Consider the following 23147-nt stretch of genomic DNA (forward strand, 5'->3'; position numbering starts at 1 on the left):
GCGTGATGCTGCCGTTTGTTGAGATGCTGAGTGCGGAGGCTGTCACCGCAGGCAAGGCCACCCCGGAAGCGGAGGTATTGCTGATTGTCAATGTGCCTAAAGCACCGTTCGTCCCTCCGCCAACAGCATCCCCAAAGCTGACCGTCTGCGATCCGGTATTGACTGTCAGATCATTCGTTGCACTGCTCTGACTGTTCACCGTGCTGCTGAAGGTCACAGCACTGTGGGTCGTATTGAGCGCCACGTCGCTCGTCAACGTCACCGCTCCCGTGTAGGTCTGCGTTCCCGTCGTCGTGACGTTGCCGCCCAGGCTGCTCGTGCTCGTCACCTCCAACGAACCCAACGCAGTTCCTGTTCCTACCGCTCCGGAAAAGCTCGCCGCGCCCACTACCCTCAGTCTCTCCTGCCCTGCCGTCGACGCATTGACGCTGTCGCCAAAGTCAATGATCGTCCCCGTCAGCGTGCGCAGAACCATGCCACCGGTCAGGGTCACGACGCCCGAGTAGTTCTGCGCACCCGATGTCATCACGTTGCCGCCCAGGCTGCTCGCACCATCCACGCTCAGGCTGCCCAGACCCGTCGCATTGCCGGTCAGCTTCCAGTTGCCCGTCGCAATGTGTAGATCGAAACCGTTCCCGGTCAGACCACCCTGCATGTCGATGAGCAGACCGCTGCCAGCCGTCAGCGTGCGAGTGCTCGTGACCAGAGTCACCGCACCCTCGTAGGTCTGCGCGCCGGTTGTCGTCACATCACCACCCAGGCTGCTCGCGCCCGCCACGCCCAAAGATGCAACTGACAGGTCGCCTTGCAGGTTCAGCGTGCCCAGGATGTCCAGCGCACCCAGTTCACCGTTGGTCGCACTGCCCACCACCCCTTCGAACACGCCATTACCGTCCAGCGTCAAGTCGTGGGCATTCGACGCCTCTGAGTCAACCGTACTCTCGAAGGTAATCAGTTGCCGGACATTGCTGCCATTCTTCGCCGTCAGCGTCACGTCCGCCGCCAGCGTCACCGCGCCCGTGTAGGTCTGGCTACCGGTGCTATTCACGTCGGCGGCCAGCGTGATGGCATTCGCCGACAGTGACACATTGCCGTTGTCCGCGCCGATCGTCTCGTTGACCCGCAGGTCACCACCACCTGTGACCGAGACGCTGATCGAACCCGCACTCATGCCATCGACAGGAGCACCGTCGGCATCCGTTGTGGATTCGATGGTGAGGTTACTGCCACCGTGGGTAACGTCGAACACACCAACCGCAGACCCAGCCAGGGTGGCCGCACTGGAGCCCGTGTTGGCGACCCAGGCGGAGCCGCCAGCGACGATGCCCAGATCATTGGTGTTGGTCGTGACGCGATCGGATGTTCCCGTGCCGATGTCGCCATCTGCCTGCAACAGCACGCTGTCACCGTTCACGGTGCCGGTGACGGTGATGTCACCCGCCGCGTTGAGCCTGACGGCGCCGCCCGTGATGTCGCCCGAACCCGTGATGTCGCCGGCAGCGCTGTTGGTCGTTTCCAGGGTCAGGTCGCTGTTACCGACATCAATCGCATTGCCGCCCAAGTCGATGCCATCGGTGGCGCTGAGCTGGTAACCATTCGCGCCGGTGATCGTCAGGTCACCAGCCAGGGTGATGCTGTTGGCCCTCAGGTCGACGCCCCCGCCTGCACCATTGGCACCCGCAGTCGTCGCAGCCCCCACCCGCACCAAGCCCGTGGTCGCGAACTGGTCGATTTCTGCAATGGACAGGCTGCTGCTGACATCGAGGGTGATGGCGGCATTCGTGCTGAAGGCGATGTCAATGTTGCCCGATCCGGCATTCACCGCCTGGGTGATGTCGAAGTCCGCGCCGATCAGGGTGATCTGGCCGCCACCGCTGGTCAGACCCGTGCCACCGATGGTGAGCGTCCCCGTGCCATCGGCGGGTCCGTCGCTGGAATGCTGCGAGTCGGCTTCCAAATGGATGTGGCCACCGTTGGTGGTGACGCCCGCCTGCAGGTCGATATGTCGACCTGCCTGCAGGGTGATGCCGACGCCACTGGCGGCGATGTTGATGTCCGCGCCCGCAGCCTGCGTGATGTCCTGGGTCGCTTGCAGGATGACATTCGCGGTCTGGCTGTTGATGGTGTCGGCACCGATCACGAAATCGCCACTCGCGCCATCAGCGAACAAGGCCTGCTGGTCCCCCAACGCGGCATCGTCCGCCCCGGTGCCAGCGACAATGTTGATGTCCTCCGGGTCCAGCAGCAATGTACCCGTCTGCCCCTGGGACGCGCTCAAATCGGCCGTGCCCGAATAGGCCAGCTGGTTCTTGCCGGACACTTCCGCAAAACCACCATCGCCGCCGTTTTGGCCACCACGCGCGCTCACGCTTCCGTAAAAACGCGTCCAGTCATCCGCCCAAAAGATGACCTTGCCCCCATCCCCTTGCTCGGTCGCATCCGCCTTGATCTGCACACCAGACGTGACAACCACCTTGTCCGCATTGGGAATCTCCGGGTTCTTGCCCTGGTAGTCACCACCGATCAGGATTTCGCCGCCGCCCTTGGCACCGCTGGCGTCCACCAGGGCGTTGCCTGTCAGGGCGATGCGTTCGCCCAGCACATGCACCTGGCCGCCGGTACTAGTCGCGTCGCGGCCCGCCGCGTCCAGCGTGCCGCTGTTGAGGACCGAGCTTGCACTACCGCCAAAACCAACCAGGCGAATCACGCCCCCCGTGTTGTCGATGCGCCCAGCCTTGATGACGCCTTCGTTGTTGACCACATGGGCGAACACGTCGCGCGCCACGCGACCTTCCAGCACGACTTGGCCGCCTTCGGCCCGCAGCTCACCACTATTGAGGATGGCCGTGTCCAGGCCATCGATCTGCTCTTGAAGGGCTTCGTCGACGGCAAAACGCATCAGCCCATCGCCGTCGAAATCGAGGGTGATACGTTCGCCCACGCCCAGGTGGATGCGCCCGGCCTTGGCGATGATGGTGCCGGAGTTCTCGACGCTGGCACCCAGCAGGCTCACGCTGCCACCGGTGGCGGCCTGGATCACGCCACGGTTCACGACGCGGCCACTGGTGCCAGTGTGCCGCTCGAACTTGAGCTGCCCCGCCATGAAGCCTTCTGTGGACAAGCCGAGCCCCGAGGCCACGAGCGAGCCCACGCTCAGCTGCGCGGTCGACCCGAAATACACCCCGTTGCCGTTGACCAGGATGACGTTGCCATTGGCATTGATCTGGCCACGGATGACGCTGGCGTTGCCGTCCAGAATCTGGTTGAGCACCCAGGCGCTGGACGAGGGCTGGTAGAAATTGACTCGCTCATCCGCCCCGACGTTGAAGCTGTCCCACTCCAAGGCCAGCCGTTGGCTGTTTTGCTGTACGTTGGTGGTGGTGCCATCCGGGCGGCTGACGCTGCCGCTGCCGCCCACCACCGTGCCACCCTTGGGCCCGGCGTAGAGCGGCAGGGGCAGGGCTACGCCGCCCAGGGCCAAGGCGGCGGCCAGGGCGATGGGCGTGATCCGGGTCAGGGAGACCCGATCAGAAAAGCCAGGCGAGGTCGAACCAGAGTCGAGGCTCCGATTTCGCCGCTGCATCTTGCTCATTGCCGCTTTCATCGGTCAGTGGATAGGCAAGCTGAATTCGCGAGTTCAGCTTGTTCGGAATATTGAAACGCGCGCCGACGCCGACGTCGGAGAGTTGGTAAGTGCCTCGCGGTTCATTGGGCAGAGGTTGGTTCTTGCGACCCAGCGCATGATCGTAGAACAAGGAAACCTGCAGCAGATCGCGCCAACGCCACCCACCGCCAAAACCGCCGAAAGGTGCCTGGGCATCACCCAGCCCCGGGGCCTGCAGGATGTACTCCAGCGAGAGCAGGCCGCCTGTGTCATAGAGCGTATAGGAGCCGTCATATCCGCGCAAGTGATCCGCGCCACCGACGGCGTACTGTTCCATCGGCACCAGCAGATCCTCGGAAAACTGCACCTCGGTTCTCAGCAGCAGGGACGAACTGCTGGTGATGTTCTGCAAGCGCGAATAGAAGGCCAGCACCTTGCTGAACGCACCTTCAGCGTAGATATTTTGATTGGAGGCGGTTCGCTCGCCGCTGAGGCGACTCGGGCGTCGCCCGCTGGGCAAGGCACGGGCGCTGTCGCTGTCGCCCATGGCGCCCAACAGGTCGTTGAAACCCTGGCTGAACTCCAACCCGGCGTAGTTCAGGCCGCTGAGCCGTGTGTCCACCGAGTCATAGTTGAAACTCAGCTTGAGCACGGTGAGCTTGTCTTCGTTGGCCGGCTCACCAAACCGGTCAGTGGCAGACGTCTTGGACGCCAGTTCCTGCTGGGTGGAAAAATTGCCTTCGCGACTGCGCCACCAGACCTGCTTCAGGAACAGGCCGTATTGATCCGATGTACCACTGATGTCCTGGTCCGCGAACTCCCCGCCCACGGTGAACTGGTTGCTACGGGCAAAACCGCCGCCCTGCCAGAAGCCATCATGGATCAGCTGATACTCCAGTGCGCCGTACAAGTTGTTGGCAGGTTGTACGCTCTGCTGCACGGTGAGCGACAGGCGATCGGCATGGTCGGTCGGGTTGTTCCAATGCAGCTGGGCACGGGCACGGTAAAGACCCGTGGTTTCACTGCCCTGGTTGTCGAGGCGCAGACTGCCGTTGAACTGCTCCTCGTTGGGCACACGCAGCAGCAAGTCCGCCTCGCCTACCCGCTTGCCCGGCTGGAAGGTTCCGAACACCGCTAGGCCGGGGTAATCGGTAAGCGTCAGCAGTGCCGATTCCGCCTGCTGCTGACTGACCGGCTCACCGATCAAGTCATGAAACGGCCGTGCGAGCGCGCGCGGGGAATACAAGGCATTGCCTTCGGCCAGAACCTGACCCAGTCGGCCTTCGATGACCTGCAAGGTCACGAGCCCTTCACTGACCGTCTGCACCGGCAGAACGGTCTTGGCCAAGATGAGGCCGCGTTGACGGTAGTAGTTGGTCACGCGGTTGGCCACGGCCTCCATTTCACCGATGGTGAAGCCCTCAGCCTGTTGTTCGCGCACGGCCTGGTCGAGCAACTGACGCACCTCGTCGAGCTGGATGGCGAAAAGCGGGATGTCGCGTGCGTCTTGCAACTCAAAACGGACGACCAGGATGCGCGGCCCCTCGCCCGGCGCCAGTGAACGCTCCACCAGGGGGGGGATCTCCAACAAGCCCCCTGACTCGGGCGTGGGCGGCATGCGAGTCGACGTGTCCGGTCGGGCCCCACCCGGTTGCAGAGCGTCGGGCAGCGGGGTCTGCTGCGCGAAGGCTTCAGCAGCCACGATCAACCCCATGCTCGACACCAGCAAAGCCTTCCGCAAAACACGCAAGCCGAGGCGATGCATCCTGCGCATGCCGCAGGTGCTGGCGTGAGGCGCGATGACACTTTCCCGATGACTCAAGCGGGGATATTCTGTGATGAGCGCCGACACGACAAGAGAAGCGATGCAAGTGTTTATTTACTCAGGCAAATACCCTCGAAGTGTAAAAGAGTTAGCTTTCGTTCTATAGAGGTAACACGATACAAATCGTTGTATCTCGATCTTGCGGCGCGAGCTTGCAACATATTTCACACGCCCGGGAGGAGATGGACGGGTTTTCCCGCGCGAGAACCGGGCTCTGTTACAAAATTCCAGTTACAAACTGGATGCCTCGGGTGCGACATAAACCCTGCATCCCTCAGGAACACGAAGTCCCCGATGCGCGCCAACCCGCCGCGACGGCGGGGCTCAGGTCAGGCGCAGGGATTGCCCGGTTGGGCGCCCGCAGCGCCGGTGGCGCGAGGCCTGGGCTGCATACCGCCTACCGTTTGCGGTTCACCGCCCGCTGAGGAGACGCCAGGTGCCATCAGCGAGACCCGCACCTGTGCACCATCGTTACGAATGCGTTGGTGACCAGCGGTCACGACCACGTCGCCCGCCGCCAACCCCTGCACCACCTCGACCCGACCGGGCTGTCGCAAACCGGTGGTCACCTCGAGTCGACGTGCCACGCGCAGGGCAGGGTCACCGTCCTGGCCTCCCGATGCCGCGCCCGGCCCGGCGGCCTCCAGCCGGTACACATACTGCTTGCTGCCCTGGGGCACGATGGCCTCTTCGGGCACGACCAGCGCATTGTCGCGCGCGCCAAACACCGTGGTGACCCGCGCGAACATGCCGGGCCGCAGAAGCTGCCTGCGGTTGTCGATGCAGGCCCGCACCGCCAGCGAACGACCGTCGGCATCGACCAGCGGGTCGATGGCCTGAACCTTGGCCTCGATCGCCTGCCCCGGTAGCGCGTCCACGTAGACCTGTGCGCTTTGTCCGGGCCTCACCTTGGATTGCAGCCGCTCGGGCAGGCGGAAGTCGACATAGAGGGCTTCAATGTCCTCCAGGTTGACGATGTCGGCGCCATCACGCACGTACTCCCCCAGGTCCACCTTGGTCATGCCCACGATGCCGTCGAAAGGCGCCATGATGCGCATGCGCGCCAGCCGCGCGCGGGCCAGGGCAGCCTGGGCCTCGGCCACCTGCAGATTGGCGCGGCTTTCATCGAGCACACTGCGCGCAACGAAGCTCTGGGCCACCAACTCCTCGTTGCGTCGCAGATTGGCGCGCGCGATGGACAACTGCGCCTCGGCCTGACTCAGTTCGGCGCGTGGCAACTCATCGTCCAGGCGAGCCAGCAACTGGCCACGCTTGACGCGTGCACCGTCGCGAAACGCAATTTCGGCGATCCGCCCGGCCACCTCGGGGCGCAGCACCACGCTTTGACGCGAACGCAAGGTGCCTACCGCCTGGGCGTCATCCTGCACCCGCGCCAGCACGACCGCCGCAGCCTCCACGCTGGGCATGCCGCCACCGGGAGTCGCGGCGCGGGGTACCGCCGACGAGGCACCACTCGGGCCAGTCGACGAGGCCGGCACCACGTTCATGCTGGTCGCCGGCGGGCGATGCTGAAACCACCAGGCCGCGACGGACGCCGCGCCGATGCCCAGGGCCGCGATCACGGGATAAAGAAGTCTGGAAGCCATGCAAATCAATCAGAAATTGTCTGGGGTGTCTGCGCTCTCAGCGCAGGGACGAGGGAGCGTAGTGCCCGTCGCGGCACCGACTGTTGCAGCGGCAGGAAGCATGCCAGAACCGTGTAAACCGTTGGTCAAGCCTCCGGATGACGGCATGCGGCATGAGGAGATCGGCCCTCAACGACGGCCCGACACCTGTTCCACACCCCGGTTCGCAAGCGCATCCGCGCGCTCGTTGCCCGGGTCGCCGTCATGCCCCTTGACCCAGCACCATTCGATGCGGTGCGTCGCACCCTGCCCCGCAGCACCGTGGACCAGCGCGTCCAGGCGCTGCCAGAGATCGACATTCTTGACCGGCTGTTTGCTCGCGGTCTTCCAACCCTTGGCCTTCCAGCCGGCCAGCCATTCGGTGATGCCCTTGAGCACGTACTGGCTGTCAGCGTGCAGGACGACGTGGCAGGGCCGCTTGAGCGCCTCCAACGCCTGGATCACCGCCATCAACTCCATGCGGTTGTTCGTGGTCGCCGGCTCACCACCAAACAGCTCCTTCTCCACACCGCCGGCGCGCAGCAGTACGCCCCAACCACCGGGACCGGGATTGCCCTTGCAGGCCCCATCGGTGTAGATCTCGACCGGATTCGCATCGACTTTCACGTCCTTGCTTGTTTGTGATTGAACTAGGCTCAAACTGCCGTCCTTTCTTGTGCTGACTTATGTTTTCCATCATCGCCGTGACGGGCGGGTGACGACCTCGTCCAAGCCTTCAGGCCTCGCGATGGCGGTATCCGAAGCCGCCGATTCTCGCTGGTGCCGCACCAAGGAAGCCGGTGCGGCCTGTGGAGCCGCACTCGCGGCACGGCGCCAGCGCGGCTCGAGCAGGCGCACGCCGTGCACCCGCTTGACGGCCACGACGAAATACACCGCGCCCAGCACCGGCCACCAGCGCGCTCCGGCCTGGTCCAGCCAACGCCATCGGTGCAGCCAGGGCGCGCTGCGCAGCAAGGGCCGCCACAGGCCATATCCGGTGCCAGGTTCTGCGTCCTCCACTTCCAGATTGAGCAACTGCAGCCAGTCCCGCAGGCGCCAGGGGCTGATGAGTCCCAGCCCCGCGGGCAGCACGGGCTTGCCGTGTTCGGCCCACCAGTGCCAGCCGGCCTCGTGCGCGGTGCGCGCCCACCAGGCCTCGCGCCGCTGCCGCCAACCCCACAGGCTCATGGGGTTGAAGCCACTGATGAGTACCCGCCCACTGGGCGCGAGCGCGCGCGCCACCTCACGCAACACGGCATGGGGATCGGGATGGCAATCCAGCGTGTGAGGCAATGTCACCAGATCCAGGCTGCCTTCGGGAAAAGGCAGGGCGGCGTAGTCGGTGTGCAGCGAGATCGTCCGGAGCGTGGCACTGCTTTCGTCCGGCACCGCTGGCCCGTAGCCCGCGAGCCAGCGGTGCGGCATGCGATTGGCGACCAGAGTGTCCAGCGCGGGCAGACCCAGCTGTAGGGCGTGGTAGCCAAAGATGTCGGCCACGGCGCGCTCATACTGTGCCCGTTCCCAAGCCAAGAGATAGCCGCCCGCAGGGGTCTCGCACCAGGACCGCAAATCTATAATTTCGCTGCTCATGACCCGCCGCCATGCCTCCTCTGAATAACCTTGCACTGTGACGCTGCTTCCTCTGCCCGCGCTGACCGACAACTACATCTGGCTGCTGCATGACCAGCAGCAGGCCATCGTCGTCGATCCGGCCGAGGCCCAACCCGTGCTGGACGCACTGCAAACCAGGCACCTGACGCTGCGGGCCATTCTAGTCACGCATCACCATACGGATCATGTGGGTGGCGTGCCTGAGCTGTGCTCGGCAACTGGTGCAGCGGTCTACGGCCCGGCGGGCGAGGCCATGCCCGACCCCATCACCCGCGTGAGCGAAGGAGATCATGTGGAGTTGCTAGGGCTGCGTTTCGAGGTGCTGGACGTGCCCGGCCACACCGCGGGCCACATCGCCTGGTATTGCGCCGATGGCGCCGCGCTGGAACCGCCGTCGCCCCTGCTATTCTGCGGCGACACGCTGTTTTCCGGAGGCTGCGGCCGCATCTTCGAGGGGACGCCCGCGCAAATGCTGGCCTCGCTGGACAAGCTCGGCCGCCTGCCCGACGCCACTCGCGTATGCTGCGCGCACGAATACACCCTGAGCAATCTGCGTTTCGCACGCGCCGTGGAGCCCGACAACGAGGCCCTGCGCGAACACAACCAACGTTGCGAGGCCCTGCGCGCCCAGGGCCAACCTACGCTGCCTTCGACCCTCGCGCAAGAGCGCGCCATCAACCCCTTTCTGCGCAGCCGCCATCCCGATGTCGTTCAAGCTGTCGCGCGCACGGCCGCGCATGCCTTGACCGGTCTGGGGCCTGCCGAAGTCGACACCTTCGCCGCCCTGCGCCAGTGGAAAAACGAGTTCCGATGAAATCCTTGTCTCCCGCCACCCCCTCTTTCTGCGCGCCGCGTCATCTGAACTTGGCACTGACCACGCTTTCCAGACCTCGCACCCTGGCATTGGCTTGGGGACTTGCACTGGGCCTGGGGCTGAGTGGTTGCGCCTTGACCGACGAGCTGGCACGGCGTGATGCGGTGCCAGAACCAGCACCGACCACACAGGGCGAGGCAAGCTACTCGACGGCGCAAAACACGCCACCGGCCTCGGCTGAGACGCCTCAGGCAGTGACCGCCACAGAAGCCGTGCTGCCGTCACTGCCTGTGCCTGCGGAGGACCTGCAGCCCCTGCCAGCGCCGTACTCCCCGGCGACGCACGCGGTGATCACACTGGCCCCGCCCACCGACCTCTGGCATCGCATCCGCCAGGGTTTCACCATGAAGGACCTCGAGAGCCCCCTGGTGCTTGGGCGCGAGCAGTGGTATGCGGCGCGGCCCGAGGAATTCGTTGCGATGATCGAGCGCTCGCGCATGTACCTCTTCCACATCATTGAGGAGATTGAGCGCCGCGGCCTGCCCACCGAACTAGCCCTGCTGCCCTTCGTGGAGAGCGCCTACAACCCCCAGGCTTACTCGCATGCGCGCGCCGCAGGCATGTGGCAGTTCATTCCCAGCACCGGACGGGTGTATCAACTGCGGCAGAACGCCTTCCGCGATGACCGTCGCGACGTGCTGGCCTCGACCCGCGCTGCGCTGGATTACCTGGAAAAACTGCACGGCATGTTTGGCGACTGGCACCTCGCGCTGGCGGCCTACAACTGGGGCGAAGGGGCTGTGGGCCGCGCCATCGCGAAGAACAAGCGTCTGAAGAAGCCGACCGACTACGTATCGCTCTACCCCCTGATGCCCAGGGAAACGCGCTATTACGTGCCCAAGCTGCAAGCGATGAAGAATCTGATCGCCGACCCGGCACGCTTCGCCATCACACTGCCCAATTTCGAGAACCACCCCTTTTTCGACAGCGTCGCGATCACGCGCGACATTGACGTGGAACTCGCCGCTGAACTCGCCGAGGTTCGACTGGAAGACTTCAAGGCGCTGAATCCTTCCCTGCACCGTCCGGTGATCCTGGCGGCGGGCACGCCGCAAATTCTGCTGCCCTGGGACAACGCCATCACCTTCGAACGCAACCTTGCAAGCTATGTCGCCGAGGACAAAGGCCAGCTGGCCAGCTGGACGGTCTGGACCGCGCCCCGCACCATGAAGACCACGGACGTGGCCAAGCGGCTCAAGATTGACGAGAAGGAATTGCGACTGGCCAATGCCATTCCCAGCCACATGATCATTCGCGCCGGTTCCACCCTGCTGGTGCCGCGCGCCAGCGATCACGAACACGATGTGGCGGAGCGCATCGCCGATCACGGCCAACTCAATTTCTTCCCCGAGACCGAACTGCGCCGCGTGGTCTACAAAGCCGGCAAGCGCGACACGGTGAGCCTCATCGCGCGCCGCTACGGCATTGCCCCGGCCAAGGTGGCCGAGTGGAACCAATTGAAGGTGGGCGACAGCTTCCAACCGGGGCAGAACATCGTGCTGTACCGCTGGATGCCCGTCACATCCACCCTGGGCACGCCAGTGCGCAAGGACAGCTGAGGCGCTACTTGCCCCGTTGGTGCTCCGGCACTTCCAGCCGCTTGGCTGCCAGGGACAGCAAGAGCGTCATCACCAAGTACAACGCGGAAATCGCGAGGTAGGGTTCCCAGTAACGCGAATACGCACCCGCCACGGTACGCGCCGCCAAGGCCAGGTCCGCCAGGCCGATGGCCGAGACCAGGGACGAGTCCTTCAGCAACATGATGGCTTCATTCACCAGGGGCGGCACCATGCGGCGCGCCGCCTGGGGCACGACCACGTAGCGCATCGATTGCGCGTGCGTGAACCCCAGACTGTAGGCCGCCTGCGTCTGTCCTTGATGGATCGATTGAATGCCAGCGCGGAAGATCTCGGAGATGTAGGCCCCGGCGTTCAGCGAGAGCGCCACGGCGCCTGAGAAGAAGGCACCGTAGTTCTGGCGGAATTCACTGGCCAGCGGGCCGGCCAGCAGCAGGCCGTGTTCGGGATGCACCAGCGTGGGCATGAGCGCGAAATGCACCAGCAGGATCTGCACGAACAACGGCGTTCCGCGGAAAAAGGTGACATAGGCCACAGCCAGCCATTGCACGGGCTTGATCGCCCAGCGCGCCAGTGCGGAACGCGGCGGGGGAGCCTTGCGGGAACTGGTGATAAGTCCGGTCAAGAGCCCCAATACCAGGCCCACCACGATGGCGACCAATGTCACCAGGATGGTCGTCTTCAGACCGGAGATGAATAGGGGCGCGTACCCGACAAGGATGTTCCAGCGCAAATCCATGGTCGTCTGCTGCTTTCTTGTTGAATCAATCGCTGCGGACCCATCGGCGCCAGCGACCTGCCTGAAACGCGGGCGGCCTGCGTGACACCGATTCGGTCACGCAGGCCGCCACGTCCGGATGCAGATCAGATCAGGTCAGGCCGATGGATCTGATGCTCAGATGCGGCTTACTTCTTGCCGCCGAACCATTGGGCGTGGATCTTGTCGTAGGTGCCGTCGGCCTTGATGGCGGCCAGGCCCTTGTTGATCTTTTCCAGCAGCTCGGTGTTGCCCTTGCGCACGGCGATACCGTACTGCTCGGGGGTGAAGCTGTCGTCGCTCACAGTCTTGAACTTGAAGTTGGCATTGTTGCTGACGTAGTTCTCGACCACGCCGTTGTCGGCCACCACGGCTTGCACGCCGCCGGCTTCCAGTTCCTTCAGGGCCAGGGGCGTGGACTCGAAGCGCTTGATGTTGGCGCTGTCCTTGCCCAGCAGGCCTTGCACGACGTCGTCACCCGTGGTGCCGGTCTGCACACCCACCTTCAAGGTCTTGAGGTCGGCGAACTTGGCGACATTGGACTTTTCGGCCACGGCGATCAGTTGCTTGGCGTCGAAATAGGGGTTGGAGAAATCCATCGTCTGCTTGCGCTCGTCGGTGATGGTGATGGCCGACACCAGCAGGTCGCGGTCACCCTGGGCCAGGGTGTTGAAGATGCCTTCCCAAGGCGTATTCACGAACTTGACTTCCAGACCCTGGTTGGCGGCGATGGCCTTCACCACGTCGATGTCGAAACCAACGATGTTGCCCTGGGCATCTTGCGATTCGAAAGGCGCATAGGCGGCATCGGTGCCCACCACCAAAGCCTTGGTAGCAGCGACTTCTTCCTTCTTGCCGCAGGCGGCGAGGCCGGCGACGGCCAAGCCCGCCAGCACCAGGGCTGCCAATTTGAGAGAGGAACGCTTGGATTGTGCGGTTTGCATAAAAGTCCTTGTAGGGGTGAGAAACAAAAAAGAAACCGGAACCGTGATTGTCGCTTGGTTTGCGAGCACCTTGACCGGTTCGACGCAGCTTGTGCCGCGCGTGGAGGCAACCGGCTCACCTGAGCCGTAGACTCCATCCGGGCCGCGCCGGCAACGCAGCCGAAACCAGCAATATTCGTACCCGTCCTGAAACACCGTGCGCGCGTATCCACCCCGCCAGCCCCGACCGCGCCTTCAGCGCCGATCCGCCAGGGCATGGGCGATGGTGCCCAAATCGACATATTCCAATTCGCTGCCGATGGGCACACCCCGCGCCAACCGGGTGACGGCGACGCCCCGGCTCTTCAGCGCCTCGGAAATCACATGTGCCGTGGCCTCCCCTTCCCCGGTGAAGTTGGTGGCAATGATGACTTCGCGCACGCTGCCATCGCCCGCGCGCATCAGCAGGGCCGGCAGGCCGATGTCCTTCGGGCCGATGCCGTCCAGCGGACTGATGCGGCCCATCAGCACATGGTAGAGGCCCTTGTAGGCGCCGGTGCGTTCCAGCGCCATCTGATCTGCGGGTGTCTCGACCACGCAGAGACGACTGGTATCGCGCGTCGGATCACTGCACAGAGCACAGATCTCGGTTTCGCTGAAGGTGTGGCAACGCGCGCAGTGCCGCACCTGCACCACCGCCTGCTGCAAGGCACCCGCCAGCAGCTGCGCGCCCTCGCGGTCATGCTGCAGCAGATGGAAGGCCATGCGCTGGGCCGAGCGCTGTCCCACGCCGGGCAGGCGCCGCAAGGCCTGAATCAGCGCCTCCAGGGAATGGGGGTCGGACACGCCAGCGGGCAAGAATGTCAGAACGGGAACTTCATGCCGCCGGGCAACCCGGGCATGCCGGCAGTCAGCTTGCCCATCTTTTCCTGCGAGGTTTCCTCAACCTTGCGCACGGCCGCATTGAAGGCGGCGGCGACCAGGTCCTCCAGCATGTCCTTGTCCTCGGTCAGCAGGCTGGGGTCGATGACCACGCGCTTGACATCGTGCTTGCCCGTCATCGTGACCTTGACCAGGCCCGCACCGGACTCGCCCGTGACTTCCATCAGGGCGATTTCTTCCTGCGCCTTCTTGAGGTTGTCCTGCATGGCCTGGGCCTGCTTCATGAGACCAGCGAGTTGTCCTTTGTTGAACATGCTTTTCCTTTATTTGATGAATGGGTCGTGGCGAGGATCGCACCCGCGTCGCAGCCGTGGCGCGGGCTCAGGCATCCACCGCCTTGATGCTGCCGGGCACGATTTTCGCGCCAAAGTCGCGCATCATCGCCTGCACGAAGGGGTTTTCGTGGATCAATTGCTCGGCCGCCTGCTGCCGCTCAGCGGCTGCGGCTGCGTTGCGTTTGGCAGGGCTGTCGCTGACGCGTCCGATTTCCACGGTCAACGTCACCGCATGACCAGCGGCTTGCAAGGCGGTCTGCAGACGTTCACGGCTGCTGCCCGAATTGAGCGATTCACGCTCCACGCGCAGCAACCAATGCTGGCTGCTTGCGCTGGTGTCGCGCGCAACCAACTGGGACTGCAAAGCAAGCTCGCGCACCAGCGCGGTCACGGCCTCGGCGGCGACCAACTCTCGCACCAGGCCATGCCAGAAATCCCCCTCCTCGGTCAGCACCAGCGGCGTGCCTGCAGCGCCGGGGGCGGGGGTGTCCACACGGGCCTCGGGTGCGGTACGCACAGGCAGGGGGACGGGTTCGGGCGGGGGGGTGGCCACCAACGGGCGAACCGCCAACGGGGCGGCGGGGGGGCGCACCGCATCCACCACGGGCAGGCGCTGGCCGGGACGCGGCACGGCCGAGAGGGTTGCAGCGGACGCCACCACTGGCGTGTTCGCAACCGTTACAGGCGCTGAATTCGGCGCTGGTGCGGCATCGGAGGTCATCGACCGGCCCAGCCTGCTCGCCTCAGGCGCGGATGCACGCGCCGCAGGCAGCGGCATCGGGCTGGACGGAGCGGAGGTCGACGCAGGTCGGGATAGCGGCATGGAAGCCGGTGTGGGCACAGCCCCGACTGGCGCAGGCGTTGCGGCTTCAGCCGACGCTAGAGTTTTTTTTTCCTGCGTCGCGCCTGGGATGGCGCCAGGCTTGAAGGCCAAGAGGCGCAGCAAGACCATGGTCAGGCCGGCGTATTCATCCGGCGCCAGGCCCAGCTCGGCACGGCCATGCAGGCAGATGCTGTAGAGCAATTGCGTCTCGTCGGGCGGCAAGGCCGCAGCCAGGCGGGCGATGTCCGCAGCGTCTGGGTCGACGAGGTCTGCGGCATCCGCCGCATGCGCGCCACCCGTGGCCTGGTTGACAGCCATGCGCTGCAGCACGGCGCTCATTTCCTCCAGGGTCGCGGCTGCGGAGAGGCCATGCATGCGCAAGGCATCGGAAATCTCGACCACAGCCTGCCCATCGCCTCGGGCCAATGCATCGATCAAGCGCAGCACATGACCGCGGTCGGCGCTGCCCAGCATCTGGCGGACCGCAGCCTCTTCCAACTGCCCCGCACCGAAGGCGATGGCCTGGTCGGTCAGGCTCAGGGCGTCGCGCATGGAACCGCGCGCGGCACGCGCCAGCAGGCGCAGGGCGCCCACCTCGGCGTGAACGTTCTCGGCGGCCAGCACGCGGGTCAGGTGCTCCAGCACCGTTTCCGGCGCCATGGGACGCAGGTTGAACTGCAGGCAGCGCGACAGCACCGTGACCGGCACCTTCTGCGGGTCGGTGGTCGCCAGCACGAACTTCAGATACTCGGGCGGCTCTTCCAGGGTCTTCAACATGGCATTGAAGGCCGTGTTGGTCAGCATGTGCACTTCATCGATCATGAAGACCTTGAAACGCCCCTGCACGGGCTTGTAGACCGCCTGCTCCAGCAGGGCCTGCACCTCGTCCACCCCCCGATTGGAGGCTGCATCCAACTCGGTGTAATCGACGAAGCGGCCGGCATCGATGTCCAGGCAGGCCGGGCAGACACCGCAAGGCTGGGCGGTGATGCCGCCCTGCCCGTCCGGGCCGATGCAGTTCAGCGACTTGGCCAACACCCGCGAAACCGTGGTCTTGCCCACGCCGCGCGTGCCGGTGAAAAGGTAGGCGTGGTGCAAACGCTGCTGCGTCAGCGCGTTGGCAAGCGCCTGCACCACATGCTCCTGGCCCACCATTTCGGAAAAACTCCGGGGACGGTATTTGCGGGCGAGCACGAGGTAAGACATGGGCACGGATTCTATGTGGTGCCCGTCGATGCGTTTGGCGTCATCATTTCGCCCATCAGTTTCAAAACAATTAGAATCCGTCAATCCGATAAAACCCTTGAATCAAACCTGAACCACAGGTTTGATCAGTTTTTGCGGCCTTGCAGCACCCCGCCTGGCCCATCGCTCCTGAAACCACCGCACGAGCCGTCACCTTCCATGAACAACCTCCGCATCGGCACACGTCTGGCCGCGGGCTTCGGCCTGCTCATCGTTTTCTCCCTGATCATGCTGGTCAGCGGGATTTACCAACTCCGACACAGCGCCGACGCCACGCGCCAGATGATGCAGGAGCCACTGCAAAAGGAACGCCTGGTTTCCGACTGGTACACCGGCATCAGCGCCAGCGTGCAACGCGCCACGGCCGTGGCTCGCAGCAGCGACAACGCCCTGACCGAGCTGTTCGCGGCGGCCAACGCGGCCTCCAGCAAGGAAATCAGTGAGCGCCAAGCCCAGTTCGCCAAGCTGATTTCCACGCCACAAGAACAGGCGATGTTCGACAAGCTGACTGAGCATCGTCAGGCCTACATCAAGGCGCGCGACGCCATCATCGCCGCCAAGGCAGGCGGCCAGCTGGAGGAAGCCAAGCGCCTGTTCGAGCAAACCTTCCTGCCGGCCTCGCGCGACTATCTGGGCAGCCTGCAGGGTCTGCGCGACCACCAACGCGCCAGCATCGACCGCATGGGCATGGACATCGACCGCAGCGCGGCGCGAGGGTACATGCTCCTGGGCGCCATCGGTCTGACGATCGCGGCGGCCGGCGCATTGATCGCCTGGACGCTGACGCGCAGCATCGTGCAACCGCTGACCAAGTCGGTGGAGGCAGCGCAAGCGGTGGCCAGCGGCGATCTCACGCGCGAGCCCCGTGCCGAGGGACGGGACGAAGCCGCGCAACTGCTGCGCGCGCTACAGGACATGACCCAACGCCTGCGCGGCATCGTCGGCGACGTGCTGCAAGGCTCGCAGGCCATCGCCAGTTCGGCCACGCAGATCGCGGCCGGCAACCTGGACCTGTCCAGCCGCACCGAGGAACAAGCCAACTCACTGCAGGAAACGGCCGCTTCCATGGAGGAAATCACCTCCACCGTGCGCCACAACGCGGACAACGCGCGCCAAGCAAACCAGTTGGCCCAAGAAACAGCCAATCAAGCCACGCGCAGTGGCCAGGTGGCCGATCAGGTGGTCGCAACCATGGGCGGCATCCATGAAGCCTCGCGCCGCATCGTGGACATCATCGGCGTGATCGATGGCATCGCCTTCCAGACCAACATCCTGGCCTTGAACGCCGCCGTCGAAGCCGCGCGCGCGGGGGAACAGGGCCGCGGCTTCGCCGTGGTCGCCAGCGAGGTGCGCAGCCTGGCCCAGCGCTCGGCCGAAGCCGCCAAGGAAATCAAGGGCCTGATCGGCGACACGGTGAACAAGGTGGACGCGGGCACGCAGCTCGTGGAGCAGGCCGGCGCCTCCATCCGCGACGTCGTCACCAGCGTGCAGCGCGTGCGCGACATCGTGGCCGAGATCAGCGCAGCCACACAGGAGCAAACCGCAGGCTTGGAGCTGGTCAACCAGGCCATGACTCAGATGGACCTGGTGACGCAGCAGAACGCCGCGCTGGTGGAAGAATCCACCGCCGCGACCCAATCGCTGGAAACCCAGGCCAGCCAGCTGGCACGCACCATCGGTGTGTTTCGGGTCAATGCAGCAGCGCCCTTCTCCACACCCTCCCCTTACGCCCGCAAGGAAACAGCGATTGCGCCCCCGACGCAGCCCCGCGCCAAGGTCCCAACCACCGCCGCAGCAAAGTCCGCGCAGATCACCCCGCCTAGGGGGCGGGCTCAAGCCAGCCGTGCGGCCGCGCCTCGGCTCACCCAGCGCCTGCACACGCCCGCAGCCACGCCAGCCGCATTGACCGGGCAACAGGGGAGCACGCCCACCTCGGGCGACGATTGGGAAACCTTCTGATACCGGCCCGGCGGAATGACAAATCGGCCCGACGACTCAGGCAGGCGCTACAATGAACCTCGACGGGCCTTCCCGCATGGTGAAGCGGCCAACCGGGTCAGGTGGGGAACCAAGCAGCCCTAACCACGGAGCCAGTGCCGGGGTCGAGGTCCGTCACCCATTCCATCATTGAAGATTGCCTGCCTCGAACGCAAACCTTCACTGAGCTTCAGGACTTGGCAAACGCCAGCAGTACCCAGCACCCTCAAGGGGGCTGCCCGTCCACGGTCGCTCTTCAGCGCCCCGCTTGCTGAAGGATCTCCCTGGGGATCGCCTGCAGCGGAATGATCTTCTCGACCCCTCCGCGCTTCACGGCTTCCTTGGGCATGCCGTAAACCACGCAGCTGGCCTCGTCCTGCGCCACCGTGCGCGCGCCGGCATTGCGCATCTCCAGCAGGCCGGCCGCGCCGTCGTCTCCCATGCCGGTCATGATCACGCCCAGGGCATTGGCGCCTGCACATTTGGCGACCGAGCGAAACAGCACGTCGACTGAGGGACGGTGCCGGTTCACCAGGGGGCCATCCACCACCTCGACAAAATACTGGGCGCCGGCGCGGCGCAGCAGCATGTGCTTGCCACCCGGAGCGATCAGGGCGCGCCCCGGCACCACGCGGTCGTTGTTCACCGCCTCACGCACTTCGATCTGGCACAGGCCATCGAGACGCGCGGCAAAAGCGGCGGTGAACTTCTCCGGCATGTGCTGGACGATGACGATGCCCGGACTCACGCGCGGCAACTCAACCAACACCTCCTCGAGCGCCTGCGTGCCTCCTGTGGACGTGCCGATCGCGATGACCTGCTCGGTGGTCTGGCTCAAGGCGCGGGTTTCGGCGGCAGGCGGCAGGATGACATCGGCCGTGTGCTTGTCACGCGGCGCGTCGGGCGCCTTGGACCCTTGCCGCCCCAAACGAGCTACGTTCGCCCCCGCAGCGTCCTTGACCACGGCGATCAACTCTCGCGCGCTGGCATTGAGGAAATTCTTGAGGTCGAGCTTGGGCTTGGCGATAGTCGCGACCGCGCCCGCAGACAGCGCCTCGATCGTGGTCTTGGCGCCCTTTTCCGTCAGGGTGGAACAGATCACCACCGGCGTGGGCCGCTCGGCCATGATCTTGCGCAGGAAGGTCAGGCCATCCATGCGCGGCATCTCGACGTCGAGGACGATGACGTCGGGCCAGTTGTTCTTCATGCGCTCCATGGCCAGGATGGGGTCAGAGGCGGCGTTCATCACCTCCAGCGCTGGATCGCTGCGCAGCACGGCCGCGAGCACCTGTCGCACCACTGCCGAGTCGTCGACGATCAGAACCGAGATGCTCATGAAGGTGTTTTCGCCAAGCGCCGGTCCGGCTCGGGTGACTTCGCCTCCTCCTGCGCGCCACGGGGTGCCAGCATGATCGAATCGCTCAGACCCACATGGCGCATCCAGACATCCCCAGTCTTGATATCGAACATGATCTTGCGGTAGCCCGTTCCAAACAGACTCTCGCTGACCACCGGTATGTGCCTGGCCTGCAACATGGCGCGGGCAGCGAGGCCATTGCAGCGGCCAATGTCCTTGAGCTTGATGGACCCATCGGTGGTGAACATGGCGCCACCGCCAAAGACCTTGGCCTCGCATTCCTGAGCATGCACCCCCTTCAGTTCCAGCCCGGCCATCAGGAGCTCCAAGGAATCTTCTCCATAACGACCATTCAGGCGCTTCTCGCCCGATCTGCCGCTCAGCATGAAATGCGACATTGCGCCAATCCGCGTGCGCGGGTGCCAGAGCGTGATCGAGACACAGGAGCCGAGCAGGGTCCGGATATGGAAGTGCTCATCGCCGACATGGAAATCCCCTGGCAGCAGAAACACCTTGTGCGTGGACGAACTCATGACGAATTCAGGGCTTCAGGTAGATCGATGGCGCGACCGCTCGAACTGCGGAGGTGATGTCGTTCAGGGACTCGGAATGGCCGATCAGCAGATGGCCGCCGGAACGCAGGTGTCCCAGCAGGCGCTGCACGACCTGCCGCTTGGTGTCATTGCTGAAATAAATCAGCACATTGCGAAGGAAGATGATGTCAAATTGCCCGAGCGCAGGCAATGGTTTGTTGAGATTGACTTGTGAAAATTGCACGCGTTCCCGCAACTCCCGTTGCAGCAGGATGGTTCCTGCTTCCACACCAATCCCGCGCAAGCAGTATTTCTTGAGGAAATCGGCGGGAATATTGCTCGCCCTCTCCATCTGGTAGTGCCCGATGCGGGCGTGACGCAATACCCTGCTGCTCACATCCGTGCCGAGCACCGTCCAAGGCAGGCCAGCCTGGGCATCGGCCAGCACCATCGCGATGCTGTAGGGCTCCTCCCCGGTCGAGCTGGCCGCGCTCCAGACACGCAGGCCACGGTTCTCCTGGGTGGCTTGGCGGGCAATCTTGAGCAGCAGCTCAAAATGTTTGGGCTCCCGGAAGAAGTAGGTTTCGTTCGTGGTGAGCAAATCGATGGCAATCTGCACCTCTCCCGGCTCTGAGCCGCCCTGAAGCAGCTTCAGATAGTCTGAGTAACTGCTCAGCCTGTAGTGCGCCAGCCTCTTGGCCAGGCGCCCGCTGACCAGAGACTTCTTGGCATCGGAGAGCGTGATGCCCGCCTGGTCAAAGATGAAGCCCTGGAACTTCGCGAACTCGTGCTCCTGAATCTCCGTCATCGATATCTTGAATCTGCGATGTGCGACTCAAGTCAAGCGTGAGGGGTATCAGGCGCGGAGAGCTGCGCGATGCCTTGCAGCTGCTCCAGCTCGTCCACCTGCAGCACACGATGGATGTTCAGCAGGATCACGAACTTGCCATTGACCTTGCCCATGCCCGCAATGAAGTCCGAAGCGATCTTCATGCCAAAGGTGGGCGGGGGTTCGATCTCCGCGGGCGCGATCTCCTGGACCGCGTTGACGGCGTCGACGATCACGCCGATCACAAGATGCTCGCCCTGGACCTCGGTCTCGACGATCACTATGCAGGTGCGCTTGGTGACCTCGCTAGAGGCGCGGCCAAAACGCGCCGACAGGTCCATGACGGGAACCACGGCCCCCCGCAGGTTGATGACGCCCCGAATCGCGACCGGCATCATGGGGACGGTGGTCAGGCCGCCGTATTCGATGATCTCCTTGATGGACAGGATGCCGATGGCGTAGACCTCGCCACCGAGCATGAAGGTCAGGTACTGGGTGGGCTCCTGGTCATGCGCGGCGGCCACCATCGCATTCGAATTCGGATTCGAAGATCCGCTGGGAACGAGTGCTGTCATGGGTGAACTCCATCCGCGCGGTCAAAACTTGACGAAGTTGGCTTCATCAGGCTCCCGCTCGTGAAAAGAGACAGGCGCGGAAGGCTTGGCCTTGGATTCACCGCGGACCGCCAGCGCGCGACCGCCTCGACCCGGGACCGCCGGCTTGCGCGGTGCGGCGGATGTCGCCGCAGCGCCGGACGCCGATGCCGCACGACCTTCCACCACCTTGAAGAAGGCCATGGTGCGCTGGAGCTGCTCGGCCTGGCTGCTCATCTCCTCGCTGGTCGCGGCCAGTTCCTCCGAGCTGGAAGCGTTTTGCTGCGTGGTCTGGCTCAGTTGGCCTACAGCAGCGTTGATCTGCGAAACACCCGAGGACTGTTCCTCGGACGCGGCCGTGATCTCCTGCACCAGATCCGAGGTCTTCTTGATGCTCGGCACCATCTGATCGAGCAGGTGTCCAGCCTTCTCGGCCAGCTCCACGCTGCTGGATGCGACGGTGGAGATTTCCTGGGCGGCGACCTGGCTGCGCTCGGCCAGCTTGCGTACCTCGGCCGCCACGACTGCGAAGCCCTTGCCATGCTCGCCGGCTCGCGCCGCCTCGATGGCTGCGTTCAGCGCCAGCAGATTGGTCTGGTACGCGATGTCGTCGATGATGCCGATTTTCTGCGCAATCTGCTTCATCGCGGAAACGGTCGCTTTGACGGCCTCACCGCCCTCGGCGGCCTGCGTGGCGGCCTGGGTCGCCATGCCATCGGTCACGCGCGCGTTCTCGGTGTTCTGGGAAATGGAAGCCGTCATCTGCTCGATCGAGGCACTCGTTTCCTCGACACCGGCAGCCTGTTCGCTGGCGGCCTGGCTCAGGGCCTGCGCCGTGGCGCTCACCTCCTCAGAGGCGCTCGCCAAGGATTCGGCGCCGTTGTTGACGTCGGTCACCACCTGCGACAACTTACCCACCATGTTTTTCATCGCCGTCAGCAACTGAGCCGTTTCATCGCGCCCTTTCACCTGAATTTCCATGCTCAGGTCACCCTCGGACAAGGCGTCAGCGATCGTTACCGCCCTTGCGAGCGGGCGGGTCACGCTGCGGCTGATGGCAAAACCCAGCACGACGCCGAGCAACACCCCCAAACCGATCAGCGCAATCATCATGTTGCGGCTGCCTTGGTACAGCTCCTCGATCTCGTCGTTGGCGTGTTTGGCCCGCTCCTCCTTTTGGTGATTCAGTTCGGAGAAAATGTTGTCCAGGTTGTCGGCCGATTCACGCACCTTCGCCAGGGCGTTGGTAAGCTCAGCATCACGATCGGCCAGTGGCTTGCGACGTGCGATATCAAGGGAGTCCTGCAGATCACGTTGGTAGGTCACCCAGATCTGCTCGACTTGCGCGAACAAGATCTTGGCTCTGTCCGAGACGAACAGCGGGCGCGCCAAGTCGATGCGCTCCTTCACGGCGGCAGAGTTCTTCTTCACCGATTCCAGGTGCCGCGCGCGCTCCTCTTCGCTGGTGGCGAGCAGGTAGTTCGAACGAGCCCGTCCGACCGCGATCAAGGACACGTTGGCTTCCTTGATATGCGACAAGCCCATCAGTTCCTTCTGGTACATCGCCTCGGCCAGGTCATTCATGGACGCCGAGCTATTCAGCGCGACAACACCCACCACGGCGGCGATCAAAGCCGTGAGAATGAAACCTGCGATCAGCCGGGCACCGATCGTGAAATGTGAAAACATGGGACTGCTCTTTCCTTGCTTGTTGAACGGAATGGGGCGGTCATGCGCGGCCCCGCGGAAGACTGCTCGGTTGGGCGACAAGCGTCGT

The 23147-nt window shown here is 64.2% G+C and carries 18 protein-coding genes and 1 other RNA gene; 4 read left to right on the plus strand and 15 right to left on the minus strand.

Translation table 11 applies throughout. The features are described from left to right. The 5 genes from AZ34_RS12585 to AZ34_RS12605 all read right to left on the minus strand — a co-directional run. Window positions 1-3592, minus strand: a 3592-nt coding sequence (locus AZ34_RS12585; protein WP_035608568.1) for a beta strand repeat-containing protein, incomplete at its 3' end; no start/stop codon positions are given. Continuing rightward, a complete protein-coding gene (locus tag AZ34_RS12590; RefSeq protein WP_197026548.1) occupies window positions 3528-5318 on the minus strand; it encodes a ShlB/FhaC/HecB family hemolysin secretion/activation protein in 1791 nt (596 codons plus the stop codon). The genes AZ34_RS12585 and AZ34_RS12590, both read right to left, overlap by 65 nt. A gap of 440 nt (window positions 5319-5758) precedes the next feature. Continuing rightward, window positions 5759-7036 carry an efflux RND transporter periplasmic adaptor subunit gene (locus AZ34_RS12595; protein WP_035608574.1) on the minus strand — a complete coding sequence of 426 codons (1278 nt, stop codon included), beginning with the start codon at window positions 7034-7036 and terminating at the stop codon, window positions 5759-5761. Between the two features lie 168 nt (window positions 7037-7204). After that, window positions 7205-7681: a ribonuclease HI gene (rnhA, locus tag AZ34_RS12600; protein ID WP_035608575.1), complete on the minus strand. Its 477-nt coding sequence runs from the start codon at window positions 7679-7681 to the stop codon at window positions 7205-7207. Between the two features lie 69 nt (window positions 7682-7750). After that, window positions 7751-8644 carry a class I SAM-dependent methyltransferase gene (locus AZ34_RS12605; protein ID WP_197026549.1) on the minus strand — a complete coding sequence of 298 codons (894 nt, stop codon included), beginning with the start codon at window positions 8642-8644 and terminating at the stop codon, window positions 7751-7753. Between the two features lie 37 nt (window positions 8645-8681). Here AZ34_RS12605 and gloB point away from each other — a divergent pair, with 37 nt between their 5' ends. Continuing rightward, window positions 8682-9479 (plus strand): hydroxyacylglutathione hydrolase, encoded by a 798-nt coding sequence (gloB, locus tag AZ34_RS12610; protein ID WP_035608579.1) that lies wholly within the window; start codon window positions 8682-8684, stop codon window positions 9477-9479. After that, the gene (locus tag AZ34_RS12615) at window positions 9476-11098 is read left to right on the plus strand and encodes a transglycosylase SLT domain-containing protein (protein WP_051509786.1); all 1623 of its coding nucleotides are present in this window, start codon (window positions 9476-9478) and stop codon (window positions 11096-11098) included. The genes gloB and AZ34_RS12615 overlap by 4 nt, the downstream gene beginning before the upstream one ends. 4 nt (window positions 11099-11102) lie before the next feature. On the opposite strand, the gene AZ34_RS12620 is transcribed toward AZ34_RS12615, so the two are convergent. From AZ34_RS12620 to dnaX, 5 genes are all read right to left on the minus strand, one after another. Further along, complete coding sequence (locus AZ34_RS12620) at window positions 11103-11855, minus strand: amino acid ABC transporter permease (protein WP_035608581.1); 753 nt, start codon at window positions 11853-11855, stop codon at window positions 11103-11105. 167 nt (window positions 11856-12022) lie between these two features. Continuing rightward, window positions 12023-12817, minus strand: coding sequence for a basic amino acid ABC transporter substrate-binding protein (locus AZ34_RS12625; RefSeq protein ID WP_035608584.1), 795 nt, complete (start codon window positions 12815-12817; stop codon window positions 12023-12025). A gap of 234 nt (window positions 12818-13051) precedes the next feature. Beyond that, a complete protein-coding gene (gene recR, locus AZ34_RS12630) occupies window positions 13052-13642 on the minus strand; it encodes a recombination mediator RecR (RefSeq protein ID WP_035611670.1) in 591 nt (196 codons plus the stop codon). A 17-nt stretch (window positions 13643-13659) separates the two neighbouring features. Beyond that, complete coding sequence (locus tag AZ34_RS12635) at window positions 13660-13992, minus strand: YbaB/EbfC family nucleoid-associated protein (RefSeq protein WP_035608587.1); 333 nt, start codon at window positions 13990-13992, stop codon at window positions 13660-13662. A 67-nt stretch (window positions 13993-14059) separates the two neighbouring features. Beyond that, window positions 14060-16042 (minus strand): DNA polymerase III subunit gamma/tau, encoded by a 1983-nt coding sequence (dnaX, locus tag AZ34_RS12640; RefSeq protein WP_035608589.1) that lies wholly within the window; start codon window positions 16040-16042, stop codon window positions 14060-14062. Window positions 16043-16240: 198 nt separating this feature from the next. Here dnaX and AZ34_RS12645 point away from each other — a divergent pair, with 198 nt between their 5' ends. After that, window positions 16241-18040 carry a methyl-accepting chemotaxis protein gene (locus AZ34_RS12645; protein WP_035608590.1) on the plus strand — a complete coding sequence of 600 codons (1800 nt, stop codon included), beginning with the start codon at window positions 16241-16243 and terminating at the stop codon, window positions 18038-18040. Between the two features lie 61 nt (window positions 18041-18101). Then, an RNA gene (gene ffs / locus AZ34_RS18005) (signal recognition particle sRNA small type) lies at window positions 18102-18198 on the plus strand. A 116-nt stretch (window positions 18199-18314) separates the two neighbouring features. Here ffs and AZ34_RS12650 read toward each other — a convergent pair. The 5 genes from AZ34_RS12650 to AZ34_RS18925 are packed head-to-tail and all read right to left on the minus strand — an operon-like array spanning window position 18315 to window position 23059. Continuing rightward, window positions 18315-19394, minus strand: coding sequence for a protein-glutamate methylesterase/protein-glutamine glutaminase (locus AZ34_RS12650; RefSeq protein WP_035608592.1), 1080 nt, complete (start codon window positions 19392-19394; stop codon window positions 18315-18317). Next, a complete protein-coding gene (locus tag AZ34_RS12655) occupies window positions 19391-19948 on the minus strand; it encodes a chemotaxis protein CheD (RefSeq protein WP_081767205.1) in 558 nt (185 codons plus the stop codon). The genes AZ34_RS12650 and AZ34_RS12655 overlap by 4 nt, the downstream gene beginning before the upstream one ends. Before the next feature lie 7 nt (window positions 19949-19955). After that, entirely contained in the window at window positions 19956-20756 is an 801-nt protein-coding gene (locus tag AZ34_RS12660; RefSeq protein WP_035608595.1) for a CheR family methyltransferase, read from the minus strand. A 32-nt stretch (window positions 20757-20788) separates the two neighbouring features. Further along, window positions 20789-21352: a chemotaxis protein CheW gene (locus tag AZ34_RS12665; protein ID WP_081767206.1), complete on the minus strand. Its 564-nt coding sequence runs from the start codon at window positions 21350-21352 to the stop codon at window positions 20789-20791. Window positions 21353-21373: 21 nt separating this feature from the next. Continuing rightward, window positions 21374-23059, minus strand: coding sequence for a methyl-accepting chemotaxis protein (locus AZ34_RS18925; RefSeq protein WP_035608599.1), 1686 nt, complete (start codon window positions 23057-23059; stop codon window positions 21374-21376). Window positions 23060-23147: the final 88 nt, after the last annotated feature.

The sequence above is a fragment of the Hylemonella gracilis str. Niagara R genome (assembly GCF_000600295.1).
Lineage (GTDB): Bacteria > Pseudomonadota > Gammaproteobacteria > Burkholderiales > Burkholderiaceae_C > Hylemonella > Hylemonella gracilis_A.